The sequence below is a fragment of the Modestobacter sp. VKM Ac-2978 genome, assembly GCF_026968025.1.
Lineage (GTDB): Bacteria > Actinomycetota > Actinomycetes > Mycobacteriales > Geodermatophilaceae > Modestobacter.
Map to the genome: position 1 here is coordinate 631,529 of NZ_JAPVBP010000003.1, position 17,959 is coordinate 649,487.

Here is a 17,959-nt window from a genome sequence, read left to right on the forward strand (position 1 = left end):
CCGGCCCCGCTACACGCCGATCGGGTGCCAGACGCTCTTCGTCTCCAGGAAGGGTCGCAGCCGGGAGAGCCCCGGGTCGGCCGACCAGTCGGGTTCCTCGGCCGGGGCTCGCAGCACACGCTTGATCGTCCCGGCGGCGGAGCGTTCCAGCTCCATCGCCAGCGGCGCGGGGGCGCCGGCCAGGTCGATCGCGTCGACGTTGGCGTGCTCGGCCAGCCACGGTCCGATTTCCGCGGCGTCACCGGTGAGCAGGTTGACCACGCCGCCGGGGACGTCGGAGGTGGCCAGCACCTCGCCGAGGGTGATCGCCGGCAGCGGGCGCTCCTTGGAGCTGACCACCACGGCGGTGTTTCCCGCGGCCAGCACCGGGGCGAGCACGCTGACCAGCCCGAGCAGCGAGCTGCGCTGCGGCGCGAGCACCGCGACGACGCCGGTCGGCTCGGGCACCGAGAAGCCGAAGTACGGCCCGGCGACCGGGTTGGTGCTGCCCAGCACGGCGGCGAGCTTGTCGGTCCACCCGGCGTACCAGACCCAGCGGTCGATCGCGGCGTCCACCGCGGCACGGGCCTTCGCGGTGGAGAGCCCCTCGCCGGCGGCGACCTCCTCGGTGAACTGGGCGGCGCGCCCCTCCATCACCTCGGCGACCCGGTAGAGCACCTGGCCGCGGTTGTAGGCGGTGGCTCCCGACCACTTCGCGAACGCGCCGCGGGCGGCGACCACGGCGTCCCGGCCGTCCTTGCGGGAGGCCCAGGCGGCGTTGGCCAGGAAGTGCCCCTTCGTGTCGTGCACCTCGTAGGTGCGGCCGGACTCCGACCGGGGGAAGGCCCCGCCCAGGTAGAGCTTGTACGTCTTGCGCACGGTGAGCCGGTCGCTCATCAGGAGTCGCTCCTCAGGTAGGCGGCGAGCCCCTGCCGGCCGCCCTCGCGGCCGTAGCCGGACTGCTTGTAGCCGCCGAACGGCGAGGTGGGGTCGAGTTCGTTGAACGTGTTGGCCCACACGACGCCGGCGCGCAGCTGGTCGGTGATCTTCAGGATCCGGGAGCCCTTCTCCGACCAGACGCCGGCCGAGAGCCCGTAGGTGCTGTTGTTGGCCTTCGCGACCGCCTCGTCGGGGGTGCGGAAGGTCATCACCGAGAGGACCGGGCCGAACACCTCGTCGCGGGCGATCCGGTGGGCGGGGGACACGTCGGTGAAGACAGTCGGCTTGAACCAGAAGCCGCGGTCGGGCAGGTCGCCCTCGGGCTGCCAGCAGGTCGCGCCCTCGGTCTCGCCGAAGGCGGTCAGCTCACGGATGCGGGCCAGCTGCTCGGCCGAGTTGATCGCGCCCAGGTCGGTGTTCTTGTCCATCGGGTCACCGACCCGCAGCGTGCCGATCCGCCGCTGCAGCGAAGCGACCACCTCGTCGTGCACCGACTCCTGCACCAGCAGTCGGGAGCCGGCGCAGCACACGTGGCCCTGGTTGAAGAAGATGCCGCGGACGATGCCCTCGACGGCCTGGTCGATCGGGGCGTCGTCGAAGACGATGTTCGCCGCCTTGCCGCCGAGCTCCAGGGTCAGCCGCTTCTCGGTGCCGGCGACCGAGCGGGCGATGGCGCGGCCCACCTCGGTCGAGCCGGTGAAGGCGACCTTGTCGACGTCCGGGTGGCTGATCACCGCACGGCCGGTCTCCCCGGCGCCGGTCACGATGTTGACCACGCCCGGGGGCAGGTCGGCCTGCTGGCAGATCTCGGCGAACAGCAGTGCGGTCAGCGGGGTGGTCTCGGCCGGCTTGAGGACGACGGTGTTCCCGGTGGCCAGCGCCGGGGCGACCTTCCACGCCAGCATCAGCAGCGGGAAGTTCCACGGGATGACCTGCCCGGCCACGCCGAGCGGCCGCGGGGCCGGCCCGAGGCCCGCGTGCTCGAGCTTGTCGGCCCAGCCTGCGTGGTAGAAGAAGTGCGCCGCGGCCAGCGGGACGTCGACGTCCCGGCTCTCCCGGATCGGCTTGCCGTTGTCCAGCGTCTCCAGGACGGCGAACTCCCGGGCCCGCTCCTGCAGCAGCCGGGCGATGCGGAACAGGTACTTGCCGCGGTCGGCCGGGCGCATCGGGCCCCACACCCGGGTGAAGGCGCGGCGGGCGGCGCGCACGGCGCGGTCGACGTCGGCGTCGCTGCCGGTGGCGACCTCGCTCAGCACCTCCTCGGTGGCCGGGTTGACCGTCGTGAAGGGCGTGCCGGTGCCGTCGGCGAACTCGCCGTCGACGAACAGCCCGTAGCTGGGCCGGATGTCGACGATCGACCGCGACTCGGGCGCGGGGGCGTACTCGAAGATGCTCATCAGTCGACGCTCACGTGGTCGGGGCCGGAGTAGTGGCCGGTGCGGAGCTTCTGGCGCTGCAGGAGCAGGTCGTTGAGCAGGCTGGAGGCGCCGAAACGGAACCAGTCGGGGGACAGCCAGTCCGCGCCCACGGTCTCGTTGATGAGGACCAGGTGCTTGACGGCGTCCTTCGTCGTCCGGATGCCGCCGGCGGGCTTGACGCCGACCTGGCGGCCGGTGGCGGCGCGGAAGTCGCGCACGGCCTCCAGCATCACCAGGCAGACCGGCAGGGTCGCGGCGGGGGAGACCTTCCCGGTGGAGGTCTTGATGAAGTCGCCGCCGGCCAGCATCGCCAGCCAGGAGGCGCGGCGGACGGCGTCCAGGGTGACCAGCTCGCCGGTCTCCAGGATCACCTTGAGGTGCGCGGACCCGCAGGCCTCCTTGACCGCGACGATCTCCTCGAAGACGTCGAGGTAGCGGCCGGTCAGGAACGCGCCGCGGTCGATGACCATGTCGATCTCGTCGGCGCCGTTGGCCACGGCGTCTCGGACGTCGGCGAGCTTGACCTCCCGGCTGGCCCGGCCGCTGGGGAAGGCGGTGGCGACCGCGGCGACGTTGATGCCGGTGCCGGCCAGGGCCTCCTTGGCCACGCCGGCCAGGTCGCCGTAGACGCAGACCGCGGCGACGGCCGGGCAGGCCGGGTCCGTCGGGTCGGGACGGCGGGCCTTGGCGGCCAGGCTGCGGACCTTCCCCGGGGTGTCCGCGCCCTCCAGCGTGGTCAGGTCGACCATCGAGATCGCCGTGTCGATCGCCCACGCCTTGGCGGTCGTCTTGATCGACCGCGTGCCCAGCACCTTCGCCCGCGCCTCGGCGCCGACCTGGTCGACGCCGGGGAGGCCGTGCAGGAACGCGCGGAAGGCGCCGTTCGAGCGGGTGACGTCGGCGAACGGGTCGGGCGGGGTGCCCGCTCCGCCGCTGGTGTCGGCCAGCGCGTTCGGGTCCAGCACGTGGGTCATGCGCGCATTCTCCACTGCGGCTCGGATGGATCGGACACGGTGCGGCGCCCATCGCCCTTCTCGCGGCTCTGCCGGGTTGTGTGTCAAGTGGCTTCTCGCATCTGTGGACAGGCGTTTGACCTGCGGATTCGGGTTGCCCGGTCCTCGCTCCGGCGATAGTATTCGTACACACGTTCGAATGCGTCGGGAGGTGTCGTGAGCGAGTTGATGTCAGCTCTGGACGCCCTCGCGGCCGACGATCTCCACGCGCTCACGGACGGTCAGGTGCTGGACCCGGACGGCGATGCTGGCGCAGCTGGTCAATCGCGCCTCGGCGGAGTTGACCCGCACGGTCCGGCGCGCGGAGACCACGCAGGCCGCGGAGCGCGACGGGTTGAAGAGCATTCGGTCGTGGTTGATCGGGCACGTGCGGCTGGCCCCGGCCGAGGCGTCGCGGATCCTGCGGTCGGGTCGGGCGTTGGAGCACTTCCCGGCGCTGGCCGCCGGGTTCGCTGAGGGGTCGGTGACGGCGGCGCAGATGGACGTGGTCGCCGCGGCGGTGGGGGAGCGGGAGCGGGCCCGGGCCGCCGAGCAGGGCATCGACCTGGGCGCGTTCGACCGGGCGTGGGCGCAGGTGGCGGCCGAGTCGCCGCACCAGTCGCTGGTGGCGGCGGTGCAGGCCTTCGAGGACGCGCTGGACCCGGACGGCCCGGAGCCGGACCCGACGGAGGGTCGCCGGTTGACGATCGCCAAGCACGCCGACGGCAGCATCACCGGCCGGTTCGACCTGGACGCGGTCGGCGGGGAGAAGGTGCAGGCGGCGATCGAGTCGATCGTGCAGGCCGACCGACCCCGGGGCGACGACCGGACCCGAGCCCAGCAGAACGCCGACGCGCTCGTGCAGCTGTGTGACAACCAGCTGGCCAGCGGCAACCTGCCGATCCTGCGGACGGTGAAGCCGCACGTGGTGGTGGGCATCGACCTCGACGACCTGGTCGACCCGGCCACGGGTGTCGGGGCGGCGAGCACCGGGTTCGGGGCGACGATCTCGGCGGCGCGGGCTCGCTACCTGGCCTGTGACGGCAGCATCTCCCGGATCGTGATGGGCCCCGACGGCGTCCCTCTGGACCTCGGTCGGGATCACCGGGTGGTCACCCCGGGCCTGCGCAAGGCGGTCGAGCGGCGGGACAAGTCCTGCGTGTTCGCCGGCTGCGGCGCCCCGTCCTGGTGGTGCGACGTCCACCACCTGATCCACTGGCTGCACGGCGGCGAGACCTCGCTGCAGAACTCAGCGTTGTTGTGCGAACGCCATCACACCAAGGTCCATCACGGCTTCCGGGTGGAACGCCCACCGGACGGGCGATGGCGCACCTATCGCCCCGACGGCACCGAGATCCTCATCGGTCCGCTGCTGACTTGACGGCCTGGTTGGGCTCCCCATGACTCCTGGGCGGTCGGCGACGTGTGCGCTGTGCCTGCTGCGGTGCGCAGTCGGCTCGGTCGGCAAATCCGTCGCGGTGGGGCTCTGCGCCGTGGTCGGATGCCGCGGTGGAGACGATCGTCGAGGTCGCACCTGATGTCCGGCTCTGGGTCGAGGAGGCGGGCCGCGCGGACGGGTCGCCGCTGCTGCTGATCATGGGCGCCAACGCCTCGGGCCGCACGTGGCCGGACGACCTCGTGCGCGCACTCGGTGAGCGGCACCGCGTCATCCGCTACGACCTCCGCGACACGGGACGGTCGACCTGGGCCTTCGACGTCCAGCCGTACGCGGTCCGAGACCTCGCGGACGATGCGGTCGCCGTCCTGGACGCGCTCGGCATCGCACGTGCCCACGTGGTCGGGATGTCGATGGGCGGCACGCTCGTCCAACTGCTGCTGCTCGACCACCCGGACCGCCTGCTCTCGGCCACCCTCTTCGCGACGGCGGCGTTGGAGGGCGCAGGCCCGGACGGTGCCGCGCCCGCAGCCTCCACCGACACCGACCCTCGGCTGCTGGAGCTGTGGCAGCACCTCGCGGACCCACGCGACCGGGACGCCGAGGTCGCCTGGCGGGTGGAGCACTGGCGGCTGCTGAACGGTGCAGACGTCCCCTTCGACGCCGAGGAGTTCCGCCTCATGGAGGAACAGGTCATCGACCACGCCGGGCGGCACGACAACACGGCGGCGCACGCACGAGCCGACCAGGCTGGGCTGGCCCGCGGTGCGGAACTCGCCCAGGTGACGGTCCCGACGTTGGTCGTCGTGGCGCCGAACGACCCGATCAACCCACCGCCGGCGGCGCTTCGCCTTGCTGAGGCCATCTCCGGCGCCACCGTCGTGACCGTGCCGGGGATGGGGCACGCGCTGCCATCCGCGGTGGTGGGGCCCTTGGCCGCCGCCGTGCTGGTCCACACCTCGGTCAGCAGCCGTTGACGGGTGGGACGACGCCGAGGAGGTAGCGGTCGTCCTCCGGGACCACCTGCCACGCGAGACAGCTGTCGCCGCCTGCCGGTGCGCGCACCACGATCACGTCGCCTCGGCCGGAGTCCCGGACCACGGCCTCCAGATCGCCTTCCGTGGCGGGGAGCCCGGCGAGGAGCTGCTCGGCGTAGTCAGCGGGGGCGTCGTCCACCAGGAGAGCCTGCAGCGCCTCGGCGTTCCCCTGAGTGAGGGACGACGCGGTCTGGGTGGCCAGTGCGTCCACCGTCGGGGCGCCGGGCTCGGGCACGGTGGCGAGCTCGATCACGATGAAGACGACCCAGGCGGACAAGGCGACCAGGCCGAGTGCCGCCAGTGCGCCGCCGGTGGGAGTGCGTGGTGCGCGAGCCATGCCCCTCAGCCTGCCCGCTCGGCGGGACCGAGTCGGACTCGATGAGCGCGACGTCGGGGTGCGATGAGTTCCTGGTGGCACGGGAGTCCTCGCCCCGACCGCCGTCCACCGTCCCGTGCGAGGAACCCGTGCCCGAACCCCGCGTCGCCATGCTCCCCGAGGTCGCTGCTCAGCGGCGTGCTCTCGCCGACCTGCTCGACACCCTGCACCGCGAGGAGTGGACGGCGCCCTCGCTCTGCCCCGGTTGGACGGTGCACGACGTGCTGGCCCACCTGACCCTCTCCACCCGGCAGTCCACCGCCGGCATGGTGCTGCGCATCCTGCGGGCCCGCGGCGACTTCGACTGGGCCGAGGCCCGCGCCGCTCGGGAACGTGCCGCGGTGTACCCGCCGGCCACGCTCCTCGCCCAGTTGCGGGAGACCGCGGCGCTCGACCGTCGGGTCGGCCTGTCCAGCCCCTGGGACCCGCTGGTCGACGTCCTCGTGCACAGCCAGGACATCGCCCGCCCACTCGGTCGCCGGCTGCCGACACCGCCCGCCCTCGCCGTCCCGGCGCTGCACCACGTCTGGTCCAACGCCTTCTACGGCCGCCCGGCCCGGCGGATGAGCGGGCTCCGCTTCGTGGCCACCGACACCGACTGGGTGGAAGGCGACGGACCCGAGGTGTGCGGCCGCGCCGGGGACCTCCTGCTGCTGGCCACCGGGCGGTCGGTCTCGGCGTCCGGGGTCACCGGGCTGGGGGTCGGGGAGGCCGCCGCCCGGCTCCGCTCCTGACCTGCAGCCGCAGGCCGATACGGTGTGCGCCGTGCAGCTGACCGTCGTCGACCACCCGATCGCCCGCGCCCGACTGTCGCGGATGCGCGACGAGCGCACCGACAACGCCGCCTTCCGGGCCGCGCTGCGGGAGCTCACCCAGATCCTGGTCTACGAGGCCAGCCGCGACCTCGCCGTCGCCGAGGAGCCGATCACCACCCCGGTCACCGACACCACCGGCTACCGGCTGGCCGCACCGCCGCTGATCGTGCCGGTGCTGCGCGCGGGCCTCGGCATGGCCGACACCGCGCACGGGATGCTGCCGGAGTCGCAGATGGGCTTCGTCGGGCTGGCCCGCAACGAGGTGACCTTCCAGCCGGAGGCCTACATGGCCTCGCTGCCCGAGTCGCTCGTCGGCCGCCAGGTCTTCGTGCTCGACCCGATGCTGGCCACCGGCGGCTCGCTGGTGCACTGCTGCTCGCTGCTCACCGACCGCGGCTGCACCGACATCACCGTGCTCTGCGCGCTGGCCGCGCCCGAGGGGCTGGAGCGGCTGGAGGCCAGCGGCCTGCCGCTGCGCGTCTTCACGGCCAGCGTCGACGAGCGGCTCAACGAGAACGCCTACATCGTCCCCGGCCTGGGTGATGCCGGGGACCGCCAGTTCGGCGCGGTCTGAGCATGCGGTTCGGCGTGCTCGGCACCGGCTTCTGGGCGACCGAGGTGCACGCCACCTCGCTGGCCGGGCACCCGGGCGCCGAGCTGGTCGGCGTGTGGGGCCGGGACCTGGCCAAGGCGAAGGCGGCCGGGGCTCAGTTCGACGTCCCCGGCACCGACGACCTCGACGCCCTGCTCGCCGACGTCGACGCGGTGAGCTTCGCGCTGCCGCCGGACGTGCAGGCGCCGCTCGCCGAGCGCGCGGCGGCCGCGGGCAAGCACCTGCTGCTGGAGAAGCCGGTGGCGCTGTCGGTCGCTGCGGCCGACCGGGTGGTCGCCGCGGTCGAGGACGCCGGGGTCGCCTCGGTCGTCTTCTTCACCAGCCGCTTCCGGACGGCGACGTCCACCTGGCTCGAGCAGGCATCGCGCATCACCCTGGCCGGCGGTGCGGTCACCTGGCTGGGCCGGCTGGCGGGTTCGCCGTTCGAGACGCCGTGGCGGCTGGAGCACGGCGCGCTGTGGGACGTCGGACCGCACGCGCTCTCCCTCCTGGTCCCGGCGCTCGGGCCGGTCAGCGCGGTGCACGCCGGCGCCGGGCAGGGCGACACCGTCCACCTGGTGCTCACCCACCCCGAGGGCCGCGCGAGCACGGTGACCGTCTCGGCGACCGTGGCCGAGCTGGCCACCGGCATCGACACCTGGGTGCACGGGGACGCCGGCCGGCTGGTGCTGCTGCCCGAGTCCGGTACCGCGGTCGAGGCCCACGCGGTCGCCGTCGACGAGCTGCAGGCCGCTGCGCTGACCGGCGGGGCGCACCCGTGCGACGTCACCTTCGGGCGGGACGTCGTCCGGGTGCTGGAGGCCGCGCAACGGTCGTTGGCGACCGGCTGCCGGGAGACCGTCCGCTGAGCGAGCGGGAGCGGCCCGGGCGGCACCTGGCACGCCGGGTCGATGCCGACAGGCACGCCTTCCTCCTGCTGGTCGGGTTCGCCGGGTCGATCGTCGTCACCCGCGCCTACCTCGCGCTGACCGGCTACCCCACCGTGGGCGGCGACACCCTGCACATCGCCCATGCCGTCTGGGGTGGCCTGCTGCTGACCATCGGCGCAGGCCTGGCCCTCACCATGGTCAACCGGTCGGTGCTGCCCTGGGCTGCGCTGCTCGCCGGCGTGGGTGCGGGGCTGTTCTTCGACGAGATCGGCAAGTTCATCACCGTCGACAACGACTACTTCTTCGCCGCCGCGGCGCCGATCGCCTACCTGCTCTTCGTCGCCTCCCTCCTGCTCTTCCTGCGGCTGCGCCGGCGGCGCGACCAGGCGCCCGCCGCCCAGCTGCACGCGGCGGTGGAGCTGTTGGGCGGGGTGGTCGACCACGACCTGTCCAGGCACGACCGGCGCCGGCTCGAACACCGGCTGGAGGTCGCCGTCGGGTCCAGCGAGCCGCAGGTCCACCGGCTGGCCGGTGAGCTGCTCGCCCTGACCCGGGAGGGTGCCTTCGACGCGGCGGTGGAGCCCGTCGGGCCCGTGCACCGCGTGATGCGCCGCGCTGCCGACGCGCTCGCCGACTGGTCGACACCACGACGGGTGCGGGTCCTGCTGGCCGTCTCGGTCGGGGTGCTCGGCGTCGCCACCGTCGCCGACCTGGCGCTGGTCGGGTTGGTCGCGACGGACCTGGCAGGAGGGACGGCCACCGACCTGGCCGCCGCGGTCGACGAGTACGTGGTCGTCGACGTCCTCGACGACCTCGGCGTGGTGCTGTTCGCCTGCCGGATCGTCCTGGACGCGGTCCTCGGCGTCGTCCTGCTGATCGCGGCCGTGCTCCTGGCACGCGGGCGGGACCGCCGCGGCACCGGCGTCGCCAACGCCGCGCTCCTGGCCGCCCTGCTCACCGTGGACGTGCTGTTCTTCTGGTCCGAGCAGTTCGCCGCTGCGGGCCTCGTGCTGGTGCACCTCCTGTTGCTCGCCGCGGTGCGCCACCACCGGCGCACCCTCGGGCTGGACCGGACGGAACCGGGAGGACCGGACGCGGGAGCGGCGGTGGCGGTCGGGGGACGGGCGTCCTGACCGCGCCCCCTCGGCCGGACAGCAGGGTGTCGATCACCGGTCGCCGTCCATGCCGGGCGTGGTCGTACCACCAGAAGGCGACGGCGGAGGTGGCCCCGACGACGATCAGGCAGACCGTGAGCCGGCGGCGCAGCTCCCGCAGGTGGGCGGTGAGTGCCATCGTGGCGGCGGGGTCGGGGCAACCGCGCCGACGAGTGCCGGGCGGCTCATCGGATGCACGAGGTGTCGTCGGCGGTCCGCGGGTCCTCGCCGTCCACCGGAGCCTGCTGTCCCGCTGCAGGGGACGTCGGCTCGGCCGGGAGCTCTGGCGCACCTGCGTCGGCCCCCTGCTCGGCTGCGGGCGGCGGGACGTCGGCGGTGTCCTCGCCCAGCTGGCCGAAGAAGCGGTGGAGGGTGTCCTGGTCCTGCAGCCGCAGGATGTACCGCCCCTGCTCGTCCTCGTCGTCGCCCACGTAGGGCACGGTCTGGAAGTCCACGGCCGCGGGGTCGACGGACTGCAGCTGGGTGGAGAGGGCGAACAGGTCCAGGTCCTGGTCGACGGTGAGCGAACGGGCCGCCGCCTGCACCAGGTCCCGCTGACGCCCGAGGTCGAGCAGGGTGTCCTCGGACAGCACCGTGCGGATCATCGCGGCGATGAACGTCTGCTGACGGATGATCCGGTCGAAGTCGCCCCGGGGCAGGCCGTACCGCTGACGGACGAACGCCAGCGCCTGCGCCCCCTCGATCAGCTGCGGGCCGGCCGGCAGGTCGATCCCGGACCAGTCGTCCTGCGCCGGCTCGCAGAGGTCGACCTCCACACCGCCGACGAGCGTGGAGAGGTCGAAGAAGCCCAGCAGGTCCACGGCCGCGTAGTGGTCGATGCGCACCCCGCTGAGGGCGCTGATGGTCCGGATGAGCAGCTGTGCGCCGTGGGCCTCGCGCTCGGAGTCGGTGGCGCCGTCCGGGGCGTCGAAGAGGTAGCCGTAGGCGTACGCCGCGTTGAGCTTGTCCCAGCCGTGGCCGGGGATCTCCACGTAGCTGTCCCGCGGCAGGGAGACGAACGACGCGTGCGAGCCGTCGGCCGGCACGTGCACCACCATCATCGTGTCGGTGTTCATGCCGTCGTTGGCGCCGGTGTTGAGGTCCTGCGCGAGCTGCTCGTCGTCCGCCCCCGCCCGGCTGTCGTTCCCGACCAGCAGCAGGTTCATCGCCTCGCCGGGGGCGTCGACCCCCGGGGCACCGTCGTTGCCGCTGCTCGGCAGGGCATCGGTGCGGTTGAAGCTGTCGTCGGCCAGCCGGCCGAGATGCCATCCCCAGCCCGAGGTGACGAGCACCAGCACGGACAGCGCGGCAGCCAGGCAGCGACAGGCGAGCAGCAGCCGGGACGTCGGCCGAACGCCCCCTCGTCGGGCCGTCCGGCCGTTGCGCCGACCGGACAGTGTCCGCCTCCGCGCACCGGTCCATCGCCCACCCACCGTGTCTCCTCGCCGCCTCCGGTCCTGGTCCTGGCCCCGAGAGGCCGAAGACGGGAGCCTACGGAACCCTCCTGTGCGCCCCGGGCGCGCTCGGAGCGGCGACATGCCTGTGGTGCGTGTCGACCGGCTGACGGGTCGATACGGTGGCCGCCGTGCAACCGATCTCCTGCCGGCCACTGATCGCCCGCCCGCACCCGGAGCAGGTGGCCGGCGGCCCCGGACACGTCGAGTGTTGAGCGGAGACGTCGACCGCAGAGGGCTGGTCGGCTGGTACGTGCCCACCGGGCGGATCCGGCGCAGCGACTGGTGGCTGCGGTACGTGCTGCTCATCGGCCTGTTCGGGCTGATGGCCTCGGTGGTGGACGCGCAGTGGTTCCCGGACAGCTGGCCCAGGTTCGAGGACCGGGAGGGCGTCGTCGACGTGGCCGACGTCCTCTGGTTCTTCCCCGCCGAGGGCGGGCCGGTGACCGCGCTCGTCGCCCTCGTGCTCGCCGTGCCGAACGTCGCGGCCACCGTGACCCGGCTGCACGACCGCGACCACTCGGCCTGGTGGCTGCTCTGGGCGATCGTCCCGGTGTTCGGGTGGCTGGTGCTGTTCATCACCTGCGGCTTCCTCGGGACGCAGCCGCAGCCGAACCGGTACGGGCCACCTCCTCGCTGACCCGCGTTCGGCGAGGCAGACTGGACCCGTGGACTTCTGGCAGTGGTACGTGCGCCGCGGGCGCATCGACAGGAGCACCTGGTGGCTGCAGTACGCCCTGCCCATCGGGGTGCTCAGCGTGCTGGCCCTGATGGCCGACGTGGCCCTCGGCAACAGCTCGCTGGAGAGCATCGCCATGGGCGAGACCGGCTACGGGCCGATCGTGACGACGATCGGGCTCCTCGTTGCGCCTGCGTCGATCTCCAGTGGCGCCACCCGGCTGCACGACCGCGGCATGTCCGCGTGGTGGCTGCTGATCGGGCTGGTGCCGCTGTTCGGCCAGGTGGCGCTGCTGGTGATCACCGGCTTCCTCGGCGGCGACGGCGGCCCCAACCGGTACGGCCCGCCGCCGTCCGCGGCTCCGGCCGTCGGCCAGCAGCCGCAGCCTCGGTCCGAGCCGGCAGCCGAGCCGGAACGGCCGCCCTACTGGGGCTGACGCCGACCGGTCACAGCCCGAGCGCGGTGGCCATCTCCGTGCGCAGCCGGTCCAGCTCGTCCACGCCCTGGTCGCGGGCCGCCGGCAGTCCGGCGGCGTCGGGCACCGGGACGACGGTCTCCAGGTAGGCCTTGAGCTTCGGCTCGGTGCCGCTGGGCCGCACGATCACCCGCACGCCCTCGCCGGTCAGCCGGACCGCGTCCAGCGGGGGATCGGCGTGCTGCAGGTCGACCACCTCGACCGGCCGGCCGAGCAGCTGGGCCGGCGGCTCGGCGCGCAGCCGGGTCATCGCGCCGGAGATCAGCGTCAGGTCCTCGACCCGCACCGAGTACTGGCCGGTGACGAACAGGCCGTGCTCGACCGCCAGCTCGTCGAGCCGGTCGGTCAGCGTGCGGCCGTCGACGGCGAGCTCAGCGGCCAGCAGCGCCACCGCCAGGGCGGCGGAGACGCCGTCCTTGTCGTGCGCGACCGAGGGTGACACCGCGTAGCCCAGCGCCTCCTCGTAGCCGAACACCAGCGGTGCCGCTGCCGACCCGGCCCGGATGATCCACTTGAAGCCGGTCGGCGTCTGCTCGAACGGCGCCCCGTGCGCGCCGGCGATCGCGCCCAGCAACGACCCGCTGACCAGGGAGTTCGCATAGGTGCCGCGCACCCCGCGGCGGAGCAGCCAGTCGCCAAGCAGCACGCCCACCTCGTCGCCGGTCAGCTGACGCCCACCGACCACCACCGAGCAGCGGTCGGCGTCCGGGTCCTCGGCGATCGCGACGTCGGCACCGGTGCGGTCGGCCAGGGTGGTCAGCAGGTCGACCGCGCCCGGCTCCTCCGGGTTGGGGAAGGCGACCGTCGGGAACGCCGGGTCGGGTCGGTCCTGCTCCGCGACGCAGTGCAGCGCGGCGAAGCCGGCGGCCTCGAACACCCGCTGGGTGGTCGCCGACCCCACGCCGTGCATCGCGGTGTAGGCCACCACGAGACGTCGGCGGGCCGCGGCGTCCACCCGGTCGGGCTGCAGGGCGCGCACCACTGCGGCGACGTAGTCGGCCTCGACGTCGTCCCCGAGGGTGGTCCACTCGTCCCCGAGCGGGATGTCGCGGGCCGGGCCGGTGGCCGCGATCGCGGCCTCGATCTCCCGGTCGGCCGGCGGGACCAGCTGGGCGCCGTCGGCGAGGTAGACCTTGTAGCCGTTGTCCTGCGGCGGGTTGTGGCTGGCGGTCACCATCACCCCGGCGACCGCGCCCAGGTCCCGGACGGCGTAGGACAGCACCGGCGTGGGCAGCGGGCGGGGCAGCACCGAGACGGCGAACCCGGCGCCGGCGAGGACGGCGGCAGAGACGTGCGCGAACTCGTCGGAGCGGTGCCGGGCGTCGTAGCCGATGACCACGCCGCGCCCGCCCTGGCCGGAGTCGGTGAGGTACCGGGCCAGCCCGGCGGCGGCGCGGCTGACCACGGCGGCGTTCATCCCGGCCGGGCCGGCGCGCAGCGGGCCGCGCAGCCCGGCGGTGCCGAAGGTCAGCGGGCCGGTGAACCGGCGCTGCAGCTCGGTCGTGTCACCCGCGTCGACCAGGGCCTCGATCTCGGCGCGGTCACCGGCGTGCGGGTCGGCGGCGGCCCAGGCGCGGGCGGTGGCCAGCAGGTCGGTCATCGCGGACCCCCGCTCGGCTGGACCGGCCCCTGCGCTGCCTCGACCACGTCGACGTCCACACCGGGCAGCGTGTACTCCCCGCCGACCCGGGCGTGCACCGGGTCGGTCGGGTCGGCCTCGCCCTGGGCGGCGATCAGCTCGGCGGCGTAGGCCTCGGCGTCGTCGGCCGGCTCGTAGCCCAGCGCGCGGGCGGCGGTGAGGTCCCACCAGCCGCGGGTGTTCGCCGAGACGCCCCAGACCACCCGGAAGCCGGGGGAGGGCGCGCGCAGCGCCGCGTCGACCAGCCGCACGGTGTCGCCGGGGGAGAGCCAGGTGGCCAGCTGGCGGACCGTGGTCGGCCGGGGGAAGGCGCTGCCGATCCGCAGGCAGACGACGTCCAGGCCGTACCGGTCGGCGTACAGGGAGCCGAGCGCCTCCATGGTCACCTTGGCGACCCCGTAGTAGGTGTCCGGGCGCGGGGAAGCGTCGGCCTCGGTGAGCAGTCCGGACCCCGGCCGGGGGGTGAAGCCGCTGGCGTGGTTGCTGCTGGCCAGCACCACGCGGGGGACGCCGGCCTTCCGGGCGGCCTCCAGCGCGGTGCGGGTGGTCTCGATGTGCGAGCGGACGATCGCCGGCCAGGTCGCCTCGCCGAGGATGCCGGCCAGGTGCACCACGGCGGCCGCGCCCTGCGCCGCCTCGGTCACCGCGGGCAGGTCGGCGGCGTCGGCCACCAGGTGCTCCTCGCCCGGGCGCGGGTCCTCGATCGGCACCACGTCCAGGCTGCGCACCGCCCAGCCGCGCTCGGGCAGCCCACCGCGCAGCGCCGTCCCGAGCCCGCCCGCGGCGCCGGTGACCAGGACCGGCCCGGTCACGGCATCCGCCCGATCAGCTCCACCAGGAAGGCGCCCAGCCGGCCGGCCGCGGCCTTGCCCGCCTCCAGCACCTCGAGGTGGTCCAGCGCCTCGCCGGTGATGCCGGCGGCGGCGTTGGTGACCATCGACAGGCCGAACACCTCCATCCCGGCCGCCCGGGCGGCGATCGCCTCCAGTGCGGTGGACATGCCGACCAGGTCCGCACCCAGCGTGGTGAGCATCCGGATCTCGGCCGGGGTCTCGAAGTGCGGGCCGGGCAGCGCCGCGTAGACGCCCTCGGTCAGCGACGGGTCGATCTCCTTGGCCAGCGTGCGCAGCCGGGCGGAGTACAGGTCGGTGAGGTCGACGAAGGTGGCACCCACCAGCGGGGAACGGGCGGTCATGTTCAGGTGGTCGCTGATCAGCACCGCCTGCCCGACCCGGTGGTCCGGGCGCAGGCCGCCGGCGGCGTTGGTGAGGACGACGGTGCGCACCCCGGCCGCGGCGGCGGTGCGGATGCCGTGCACCACCGGCTCGACCCCGCGGCCCTCGTAGAGGTGCGTGCGGCCGAGGAAGAGCAGCACCTTGCGCGCGCCGACCTGCACCGAGCGGATCTCCCCGCCGTGCCCGGTGACGGTCGGGGCGGCGAACCCGGGCAGGTCGCCGATGGCCACGCTGGCCAGCGTCTCGCCGAAGGCGTCAGCGGCCGGGGCCCAGCCCGAGCCCATCACCACGGCGACGTCGTGGCCCTCGCCCAGGATGGTGGTCAGCTGCTCGGCCGCCTGGGCGGCGAGGGCGGCGGGATCGGCAGGGTGCGCGGGGGTCGGCTGGCTCACCCCGTGAGCATAGGAAGGGCGGGCGGGTCGCTCATCGTCCGGCGGGGGGCCGCCGCTCTCTCTAGACTCGCGGGGTGCAGATCCCCTTCCACTCGTCCGAGCGCGCCAGCCTGGGAGTGGAGTGGGAGCTGCAGCTCATCGACCCCCAGACCCGCGAGCTGACCTCCGGCGCCACCGAGATCCTCGCCGAGCTCACCCCCGAGGGCCTCGACGAGCACCCCAAGGCCAAGCACGAGCTGCTGCAGTCGACGATCGAGATCATCACCGGGGTCTGCACCACCGTCGCCGAGGCGAAGGCCGACCTGGCCGGCACCCTGGCCGAGGTGGTCGCCTCCGCCGAGCGGCGCGGCCTGGGTGTCATGTGCGCCGGCAGTCACCCCTTCACCCGGTGGGACAGCCAGGAGATCTCGCCGAAGGAGCGCTACGCGGAGCTCGTCGAGCGGATGCAGTGGCCGGCCCGGCGGCTGCAGATCTTCGGCGTGCACGTGCACGTCGGCGTCCGCTCGCCCGACAAGATCATCCCGATCGTGAACGCGCTGACCCAGTACGTGCCGCACTTCCTGGCGCTGTCGGCGTCCTCGCCCTACTGGTCCGGCTGCGACACCGGGCTGGCGTCGGCCCGCACCAAGGTCTTCGAGGCGATGCCGACCGCCGGGCTGCCCTACCAGCTGGCCGACTGGGGCGAGTTCGAGCAGTACATGGGCACGCTGATCGACGCCGGCGCCATCGAGAGCGTCCGCGAGGTGTGGTGGGACATCCGCCCGCACCCCGACTTCGGCACCGTCGAGCTGCGGATCTGCGACGGCCTGCCCACCCTCGACGAGATCGGTGCGGTCGCCGCGCTCGCCCAGTGCCTGGTCGAGCAGTTCGACACCCAGCTCGACCGTGGCTACACCCTGCCCTCGCCGGCGGACTGGGTCGTGCGGGAGAACAAGTGGCGGGCGGTGCGCTACGGCTTGGACGCCGAGATCGTCGTCGACGAGCAGGGCACCGTGCGCCCGGTGCGCGAGGCGATCGCCGACGTGGTCGAGGAGCTGCTGCCGACCGCCCGCAAGCTCGGCTGCGAGGACGAGCTGCTCGACGTCCGGCGGGTGCTGGACGCCGGCGCCTCCTACCAGCGCCAGCGCGCCGTGGCCGCCGCGCACGACGGCGAGCTCCCGCCGGTGGTCGACAGCCTGCTCGCCGAGCTCCGCGACGGGCTGCCGACGACGGGGACGGCGTGAGCGGCGGGGAGACGATCAGCGCGGTGGAGGTCCACGGCCAGACCGTCGACGCCTGGTCGGAGGCACACCAGGACGAGCTGGTCGCCGTCCGCCGGCACCTGCACGCCCACCCCGAGCTGGGCTTCGTCGAGCACGAGACGACGGCCTTCCTGGAGCAGCGGCTCACCGCGGCGGGCCTGGTGCCCCGCCGGCTGAAGTCCGGCACCGGGCTGGTCTGCGACGTCGGGGGCGACCCGGACGCCGGGCCGGTGGTCGTGCTGCGCGCCGACATCGACGCGCTGCCGCTGGCAGACCTCAAGGTCGTCCCGTACGCCTCCACCCGCGAGGGGCTCTGCCACGCCTGCGGCCACGACGTGCACACCACCGTGCTGCTCGGGGTCGCGCTGGCGCTGGCCTCGCTGGACGAGCTGCCCGGCACCGTCCGATGCGTCTTCCAGCCGGCCGAGGAGCAGGTGCCCGGTGGAGGGCTGGAGGTCCTGGACGAGGGCGTGCTGGCCGGTGCGACCCGCGCGTTCGCGCTGCACTGCGACCCCTCGCTGACGGCCGGGTCGGTCGGGCTGCGCACCGGGGCGATCACCGCGGCCTGTGACCGGGTGGAGGTGACGCTCACCGGCCCCGGTGGGCACACCGCCCGGCCGCAGCTGACCGTCGACCTGGTGCACGCGATGGGTCAGGTGGTCACCGAGGTGCCCGGGCTGCTGTCCCGGCTGGTCGACCCGCGGGCCGGCGTGTCCCTGGTGTGGGGTGCGATCAGCGCGGGGGTGGCGGCCAACACCATCCCGGAGACCGGGCAGCTGCGCGGCACGCTGCGGGTGCTCGACCGCGCGGTGTGGAGCGAGGCCGAGGAGCTGGTGCGCCGGCTGGTCACCGACGTCGCGACCACCTCGGGCGCCCGGGTGTCGATCGACTACGTGCGCGGAGTTCCGCCGGTGGTCAACGACCCGCGCAGCGTGGCCCTGCTCCGCTCCGCGGCGCTGGAGACGGTGGGCAGCGAGGGTGTGGCGCTGTCCCCCCAGAGCATGGGCGGGGAGGACTTCGGCTGGTTCGCCGAGGTGCTGCCGATCGCGCTCGCCCGGCTGGGCACGCACGGCAGCGGCGAGACGTTGGACCTGCACCGCGGCACCTTCGACGTCGACGAGCGGGCGATCGGGGTGGGGGTGCGGTTGCTGGCCCGCACGGCGCTGCACGCGCTGGCGGCCGATGCCGTACCCGCTGGTACACCCGTCGGCCCGGCCCTGTAGACCTCTTCCGACGCACTTCCTCAGGCACCTGAG

The 17,959-nt window shown here is 73.9% G+C and carries 17 protein-coding genes and 1 pseudogene; 10 read left to right on the forward strand and 8 right to left on the reverse strand.

The genetic code is table 11. The features are described 5' to 3' along the window. Positions 1-9: 9 nt before the first annotated feature. Genes O2W53_RS10785 through deoC form a run of 3 tightly spaced genes read right to left on the reverse strand, consistent with a single transcriptional unit; the run spans position 10 to position 3,310 of the window. On the reverse strand, positions 10-876 hold the full coding sequence (locus tag O2W53_RS10785) for an aldehyde dehydrogenase family protein (RefSeq protein ID WP_269163015.1): 867 nt from the start codon (positions 874-876) through the stop codon (positions 10-12). Then, complete coding sequence (locus tag O2W53_RS10790) at positions 876-2,315, reverse strand: aldehyde dehydrogenase family protein (RefSeq protein WP_269163016.1); 1,440 nt, start codon at positions 2,313-2,315, stop codon at positions 876-878. Before O2W53_RS10790 ends, O2W53_RS10785 begins: the two co-directional genes overlap by 1 nt. After that, positions 2,315-3,310, reverse strand: a complete 996-nt coding sequence (deoC, locus tag O2W53_RS10795) for a deoxyribose-phosphate aldolase (protein WP_269163017.1) — start codon at positions 3,308-3,310, stop codon at positions 2,315-2,317. The genes O2W53_RS10790 and deoC overlap by 1 nt, the downstream gene beginning before the upstream one ends. Positions 3,311-3,505: 195 nt before the next feature. Between deoC and O2W53_RS10800 the strand changes: the two are divergent. Continuing rightward, a pseudogene (locus O2W53_RS10800) lies at positions 3,506-4,709 on the forward strand (DUF222 domain-containing protein). A 128-nt stretch (positions 4,710-4,837) separates the two neighbouring features. After that, positions 4,838-5,701: an alpha/beta fold hydrolase gene (locus O2W53_RS10805; RefSeq protein ID WP_269163018.1), complete on the forward strand. Its 864-nt coding sequence runs from the start codon at positions 4,838-4,840 to the stop codon at positions 5,699-5,701. On the opposite strand, the gene O2W53_RS10810 is transcribed toward O2W53_RS10805, so the two are convergent. Continuing rightward, a complete protein-coding gene (locus tag O2W53_RS10810; protein ID WP_269163019.1) occupies positions 5,688-6,098 on the reverse strand; it encodes a hypothetical protein in 411 nt (136 codons plus the stop codon). The genes O2W53_RS10805 and O2W53_RS10810 overlap by 14 nt on opposite strands. Positions 6,099-6,226: 128 nt before the next feature. Here O2W53_RS10810 and O2W53_RS10815 point away from each other — a divergent pair, with 128 nt between their 5' ends. Genes O2W53_RS10815 through O2W53_RS10830 form a run of 4 tightly spaced genes read left to right on the forward strand, consistent with a single transcriptional unit; the run spans position 6,227 to position 9,567 of the window. Further along, on the forward strand, positions 6,227-6,871 hold the full coding sequence (locus tag O2W53_RS10815) for a maleylpyruvate isomerase family mycothiol-dependent enzyme (protein ID WP_269163020.1): 645 nt from the start codon (positions 6,227-6,229) through the stop codon (positions 6,869-6,871). Between the two features lie 31 nt (positions 6,872-6,902). Beyond that, on the forward strand, positions 6,903-7,526 hold the full coding sequence (gene upp, locus O2W53_RS10820; RefSeq protein ID WP_269163021.1) for a uracil phosphoribosyltransferase: 624 nt from the start codon (positions 6,903-6,905) through the stop codon (positions 7,524-7,526). 2 nt (positions 7,527-7,528) lie between these two features. After that, complete coding sequence (locus O2W53_RS10825) at positions 7,529-8,413, forward strand: Gfo/Idh/MocA family protein (RefSeq protein ID WP_269163022.1); 885 nt, start codon at positions 7,529-7,531, stop codon at positions 8,411-8,413. Continuing rightward, positions 8,323-9,567, forward strand: a complete 1,245-nt coding sequence (locus O2W53_RS10830; RefSeq protein ID WP_269163023.1) for a hypothetical protein — start codon at positions 8,323-8,325, stop codon at positions 9,565-9,567. Before O2W53_RS10825 ends, O2W53_RS10830 begins: the two co-directional genes overlap by 91 nt. A 206-nt stretch (positions 9,568-9,773) precedes the next feature. Here O2W53_RS10830 and O2W53_RS10835 read toward each other — a convergent pair whose 3' ends face one another. Continuing rightward, positions 9,774-10,886 (reverse strand): LCP family protein, encoded by a 1,113-nt coding sequence (locus O2W53_RS10835; protein WP_269163024.1) that lies wholly within the window; start codon positions 10,884-10,886, stop codon positions 9,774-9,776. A gap of 367 nt (positions 10,887-11,253) precedes the next feature. Here O2W53_RS10835 and O2W53_RS10840 point away from each other — a divergent pair, with 367 nt between their 5' ends. Beyond that, positions 11,254-11,682, forward strand: a complete 429-nt coding sequence (locus O2W53_RS10840; protein WP_269163025.1) for a DUF805 domain-containing protein — start codon at positions 11,254-11,256, stop codon at positions 11,680-11,682. Between the two features lie 28 nt (positions 11,683-11,710). Further along, positions 11,711-12,157: a DUF805 domain-containing protein gene (locus O2W53_RS10845; RefSeq protein ID WP_269163026.1), complete on the forward strand. Its 447-nt coding sequence runs from the start codon at positions 11,711-11,713 to the stop codon at positions 12,155-12,157. A 10-nt stretch (positions 12,158-12,167) separates the two neighbouring features. Here the strand turns inward: O2W53_RS10845 and O2W53_RS10850 are convergent, their stop codons facing one another. From O2W53_RS10850 to O2W53_RS10860, 3 genes are read right to left on the reverse strand one after another with little or no spacing between them, the layout of a single operon-like run. Next, a complete protein-coding gene (locus O2W53_RS10850; protein WP_269163027.1) occupies positions 12,168-13,796 on the reverse strand; it encodes a phospho-sugar mutase in 1,629 nt (542 codons plus the stop codon). Further along, a complete protein-coding gene (locus O2W53_RS10855) occupies positions 13,793-14,647 on the reverse strand; it encodes an NAD-dependent epimerase/dehydratase family protein (RefSeq protein WP_269163028.1) in 855 nt (284 codons plus the stop codon). The genes O2W53_RS10850 and O2W53_RS10855 overlap by 4 nt, the downstream gene beginning before the upstream one ends. Further along, positions 14,644-15,462: a purine-nucleoside phosphorylase gene (locus O2W53_RS10860; RefSeq protein ID WP_269163029.1), complete on the reverse strand. Its 819-nt coding sequence runs from the start codon at positions 15,460-15,462 to the stop codon at positions 14,644-14,646. The genes O2W53_RS10855 and O2W53_RS10860 overlap by 4 nt, the downstream gene beginning before the upstream one ends. 74 nt (positions 15,463-15,536) lie before the next feature. Between O2W53_RS10860 and O2W53_RS10865 the strand changes: the two genes are divergently transcribed. Then, entirely contained in the window at positions 15,537-16,685 is a 1,149-nt protein-coding gene (locus tag O2W53_RS10865) for a glutamate--cysteine ligase (protein WP_269163030.1), read from the forward strand. Beyond that, complete coding sequence (locus O2W53_RS10870; RefSeq protein WP_269163031.1) at positions 16,682-17,926, forward strand: amidohydrolase; 1,245 nt, start codon at positions 16,682-16,684, stop codon at positions 17,924-17,926. Before O2W53_RS10865 ends, O2W53_RS10870 begins: the two co-directional genes overlap by 4 nt. Positions 17,927-17,959 lie beyond the last annotated feature (33 nt).

What these genes read in the sequence shown, in the direction of transcription:
- O2W53_RS10825 (WP_269163022.1), top strand. Translation starts at nt 7,529, where the DNA reads ATGCGGTTCGGCGTGCTCGGCACCGGCTTCTGGGCGACCGAGGTGCAC.
- O2W53_RS10785 (WP_269163015.1), bottom strand. Translation starts at nt 876, where the DNA reads ATGAGCGACCGGCTCACCGTGCGCAAGACGTACAAGCTCTACCTGGGC.
- O2W53_RS10790 (WP_269163016.1), bottom strand. Translation starts at nt 2,315, where the DNA reads ATGAGCATCTTCGAGTACGCCCCCGCGCCCGAGTCGCGGTCGATCGTC.
- O2W53_RS10810 (WP_269163019.1), bottom strand. Translation starts at nt 6,098, where the DNA reads ATGGCTCGCGCACCACGCACTCCCACCGGCGGCGCACTGGCGGCACTC.
- deoC (WP_269163017.1), bottom strand. Translation starts at nt 3,310, where the DNA reads ATGACCCACGTGCTGGACCCGAACGCGCTGGCCGACACCAGCGGCGGA.
- O2W53_RS10850 (WP_269163027.1), bottom strand. Translation starts at nt 13,796, where the DNA reads ATGACCGACCTGCTGGCCACCGCCCGCGCCTGGGCCGCCGCCGACCCG.